The 3,263-nt window shown below is 50.0% G+C and carries 1 protein-coding gene and 1 pseudogene; one reads left to right on the top strand and one right to left on the bottom strand.

All coding sequences use genetic code 11. The features are described from left to right. Positions 1–1,516, top strand: a 1,516-nt coding sequence (locus FV233_RS28810) for a lipopolysaccharide biosynthesis protein (protein ID WP_147899570.1), incomplete at its 5' end; no start/stop codon positions are given. Positions 1,517–2,421: 905 nt separating this feature from the next. On the opposite strand, the pseudogene FV233_RS31480 reads toward FV233_RS28810, so the two are convergent. After that, positions 2,422–2,925, bottom strand: a pseudogene (locus FV233_RS31480) (IS630 family transposase); the annotation flags it as partial. Positions 2,926–3,263: the final 338 nt, after the last annotated feature.

Raw genomic sequence — 3,263 nt, 5'->3', positions numbered from 1 at the left:
CAATATGAGTTCGGCGCGGCCAAACCCTCTTAATCATGAAAAATACGATGGACCAGAAATTCCCTCCAAAGATGGACCTTTGGCTGTGTTTACTGCAGCTATTTCCGCGGCCCGCAAACATTGGCTAAGATTATGTACTTGGATCGTCGTTTGCTGTGCCGCCGCAGCCATATATGCCAATTCTATTCCCCTATCTTATACATCAACCGGTACGCTACTTTTAGAACCTAAGCGTGAAGGGTCTGGAACAGGTCGAGATGTCACGGCAATGCCCCAGTTAGATGTGGCTCGAGTGAATTTAAACCGAGCTTTGGGTTTTCTGAAGAAACCTATAGCTCCATCTGATCAAGCGCAGCAGGTTGCTTTTACGAATTTTGTAGATCGCGTTGGAGTAAGACGTGTTGGTCAGTCGTATGTTGTGGAAGTTTCATACTCCTCCTATGACCCGACACTTGCGCGCCGTGTGACAAATGCGACTCTATCAGCATACCTTTGGCAATCTGTCGCTTCAAAAGCCGACGCTGCACGGAACGGCGGCGAATTCATTCAGGGACGCGTCAATGCGCTAGCTGGCCAAGCAGATGCCGCAGCAGCTGCCATATTGAATGGTTCGCTGCCAATGTCGCCAACGCCTGATGCTGACGCCCGTGTTATTGGAGCTGCATTACAACCGTTGCGCCCATCGGCACCGCGTACAGGCCTAATTATTGCATTAGGCGGGATGCTTGGTGTTCTAAGCGGGGCATCTTTCGTTGCATTTAGAGCTGCAATCGATCGCCGGATTTGGACTATTGATGATTTGAGTTCTTCAAGCGGACTGGCATGTTTTGCTGTTATTCCTGAGGTAAAACGTCGACCAGGTACTGTGCGACGTTCGATAGAGGAAATTTGTGAGCTTGCAACTTCCCCTTTTAATAAAGATTTTTCATCGGCCATTGGGGATTTAAGAACATCATTGATTTTATCCTTTAACGGTCAGTTTTTCCTAGAAAATCGTTCAGTTGCTTTCATTTCTTGGGACTCCGGAGCTGGGTCTACAACGATGAGCTTAAGTTTAGCGGCTGTCATGGACCAATCTGGATATAAAATTACTTTGATCGATGGGGATTTAGATAGGAAATCTGGCGGCCTGACATCTATAGCTCAATTAGCTAAATATTCTCTCGCAGACATTCTCAGTGGCGCGAATGTAGATCAATCTTCGGTCTTATCGACAATCGATAAAATAGATTTAATTGCGGCGAAAACATCTGATGGGCCCGAAATCAATCGGGCTTATCTGGGTTCACCGTTGCTTACAAAGTTTATTTCTCACCTGCGCCTCAAGTCAAACGTTCTACTTGATCTGCCGGCTCTTTCTCGTTGTGGAGATGCACGTGCCGCCGCTGTACAGGCGGACTGCGTAGTACTTGTTGTATCGTCGGGGCGTACATCGCGAGAAGATGTTGCTTCCGCTCTTCGGGTTTTAAATGAAGCTGGAGCGAATGTGATTGGTGCGGTGTTAAATCGCGTGTAATTAGGCAATAAAGAATCGCAAGTTCCATTCAAAGTGTGATTATTTTCGCCAGCTGTTTCCGATTTTTTGACTAAAATCTGACTCTCGGGCGGAATTTCGCTGGATTTCACAGTTCTGGCCGCCTTATAAATAATAGGCGTGGAAAATTTTTAATTTTTTTTACCTTCGGCTTGATAACGCGAATATTATTGAAGTTGTTTGATCCCCGGATGCGGGTTGGCGATTATTAACCTGTTCTTACTAAGAAATTGCCTCTGACGGATTTGCGGCGATTGACTGATCATCTTTGGTTTTGTGGTCTCACCAATCACTGATTGCTCCATTCACAACTATGTGCGATGTTTTGCTCGGAAACCTCTGTCTATGATTTGTTGTATGGATACTCGCGGTATGGATTTCGAAAAGGCCATGCTTGCGTCGTTGATCAGAATGTATGGTGAGATGAAACGACGGGTATGGACAGCACTGACTCAGGGTAATAGTTTCCATTGCTTTGGTTCAGCCCGAGTCCGAATCTGCAGGTTTATGGGATACAGCTGGAAAGATCGGGGCGGTAAAAAAAACAGGCTCACCGAGGACAGATGACTTTTGCCCTCAAACCGGCTGCGATGGGAACGCCGTTTGCCGCTGGTACAATATTTACGTTGGCATGGGGACGGGCGAGGTGGGTCTTCGGGAGCTGGAGTAGGGGTACAGCAAGCTCCTCCAGCCCGTGGCCAATCTCAGGCTTGACAAGCACAGCTCATAGAATGTTCGCGCAAAAAAGCTCTTACCTCTGGTTTGCGACGCGACCACGAGCGCTCGGTTTAGAAGTCGCACGCGGTGAGCTGGCGGCGCATTTGCTTCGCGCTCGACGTGCGCCTATCGAACGTCCGCTACATTTCGACCAAGCCCGATCGGGCAGCGCTGAGGAAGCGTAGGAATTCGTCGTGGTGAAGGCGCTGTATGCAGCGGCCGAACACGGTCCCCTCCACCACGTTGAGGGTCGCAAACAACGTCGTCGTGCCATGCCGGACGCGGTCGTGCGTATGGATTTTAGGACAGCCTGGCTTGACACGTCGCCTCCAGCGCCTGGATCTGGGTCTTCTCGTAGAAAGACAGCATGATCGTGTGACCCAGCGGGTCCATGCACACGCCCACAATATTCTCCGCCTTCGCCGCGAAGGTAGGTTTAGAGGAACGCTTAAAACTGCGTATCCGGCGCGGCTGCAGGTGGTGCGCTTCCTAGATGCGCTTGATAGAGCGCAACGAGATACCAACCGCTTCAGCCAAGTACTGCCAATCTTATGTGTAACCTCCTTATGCGGCTCGGAGCAGATTGGGGCCAACACCACGGTTACGGCCACGGTCTCGGTGGAGTGGGGCGGCTTGCCAGGCGGGTAGGTTTCGTCGCGAGGGAGCCCCTCGACGGTGCTGACCGCTTCAGCTTAAGAGGCGCAGGAACGCTCGTGATGCTAAACCTGCTAAAAATTGTGACGATAAGGCCATTCAGCACTGAGTAAATATTTCGGTCGGAATGCCGTTGCCCGGCCGATAATAAGAACGCTATATAACAATATTATTCATCTCATCATTGTGTCGATTTTTCTATGGTCCCGGCGCAAATGCGGCTTACACTAACAACTGCTCGTCGGACCTTTTCGAAACTGTGGCTCGATCTGTGACCACACGAGCAGGTCCTAGCTCATTCCTGGTATCAATCGCGGTTCTCCCACTACTTCGCTCGCGCGTCAAACTGGCGGAACTA

Origin of the sequence: Methylobacterium sp. WL7 (assembly GCF_008040085.1) — a bacterium.
Taxonomy (GTDB): domain Bacteria; phylum Pseudomonadota; class Alphaproteobacteria; order Rhizobiales; family Beijerinckiaceae; genus Methylobacterium; species Methylobacterium mesophilicum.
This window is presented reverse-complemented; position numbering and strand designations above follow the sequence as displayed.